The sequence below is a fragment of the Polaromonas sp. P1_E1_2 genome (assembly GCF_056406035.1).
Map to the genome: position 1 here is coordinate 1 of NZ_JBFUAZ010000854.1, position 1,327 is coordinate 1,327.

Here is a 1,327-nt window from a genome sequence, read left to right on the forward strand (position 1 = left end):
CTTGCAGACCGTCCGGCGGGATGTGCAGCGCCTGGCGGAAGCCGGCCTGCTGACGCGTTTTCATGGCGGCGTGCGGGTACCCAGTTCCACCATCGAAAACATTGCCCACCGCCAGCGTGAAAGCCTTCACGCCGAAGGCAAGGCGCGTATCGCGCGCGCAGTGGCCAGGCGTGTTCCGAACGACTGCTCATTGATCCTCAATATCGGCACCACCACCGAGGCCATCGCCAAGGCCCTGCTGCACCACAAAGGGCTGCGGGTCATCACCAACAACCTGAATGTGGCCGGCATCCTGTGCAGCAATACCGACTGCGAAGTCATCGTCGCCGGTGGCGTAGTGCGTTCGCGCGACCGGGGCATCGTGGGCGAGGCGGCGGTCGACTTCATACGCCAGTTTCGGGTAGACATCGCGATCATCGGCATTTCAGGGATCGAGCCTGACGGCTCCCTGCGCGACTTCGACTACCGCGAAGTCAAAGTTGCCCAGACCATCATCGAGCATGCCCGCGAAGTCTGGCTGGCGGCAGACAGCAGCAAGTTCAACCGGCCCGCCATGGTGGAGCTGGCCACGCTTTCCCAGATTGACCGGCTGTTCACCGACATGCCTCCGCCCGAGCCATTCCCCACCTTGCTGGAAGAGGCGGACGTCAACTGTGAAGTGGCCCACTCCTGAGCCCCGCGCACTTGTGCGCGCCTGCCACCCTTTCATACACTCCAGCGCATGACATACCTTCTTGCACTCGACCAGGGAACCTCCAGCTCCCGCAGCATCGTGTTTGACGAACACGGTCACATCGTGGCATTGGCCCAGCAGGAGTTGCCGCAGATCTACCCCAGGCCGGGCTGGGTCGAGCACGACCTGATGGAGATCTGGCGCACCCAGCTGGCGACAGCGCGCGAAGTGCTGGCCAAGGCGAACATCAAGGCCAGCGACATTTGGGCACTGGGCATCACCAACCAGCGCGAGACCACCGCCCTCTGGAACCGCAAGACCGGCCTGCCGGTTCATCACGCCATCGTCTGGCAGGACAGGCGCGCGGAAGCCACCTGCGCCGAGTTGCGTGAGCGCGGCAAGGAAAAGCTGATCCAGTCCAAAACCGGGCTGCTGATCGACGCCTATTTTTCCGGTACCAAGCTCAAATGGCTGCTCGACAACGTGCCCGGCGCCCGCGCGCAGGCCGAGCGCGGCGAACTGGCCTTCGGCACCATCGACAGCTGGCTGATGTGGCAACTCACGGGCGGCGCGCTGCATGCCACCGACGTCAGCAACGCGTCGCGCACAATGCTGTTCAATGTGCACACCAATCAGTGGGACGACGAGCTGCTT

General features: G+C 63.5%; 2 protein-coding genes. Both read left to right on the top strand.

What is annotated here, in order from left to right:
- Position 1 precedes the first annotated feature (1 nt).
- Complete coding sequence (locus AC1D1P_RS23525; RefSeq protein WP_477674667.1) at positions 2–673, top strand: DeoR/GlpR family DNA-binding transcription regulator; 672 nt, start codon at positions 2–4, stop codon at positions 671–673.
- A 48-nt stretch (positions 674–721) separates the two neighbouring features.
- Positions 722–1,327: FGGY family carbohydrate kinase (locus AC1D1P_RS23530; protein ID WP_477674668.1), on the top strand; the 606-nt coding region annotated here is incomplete at its 3' end.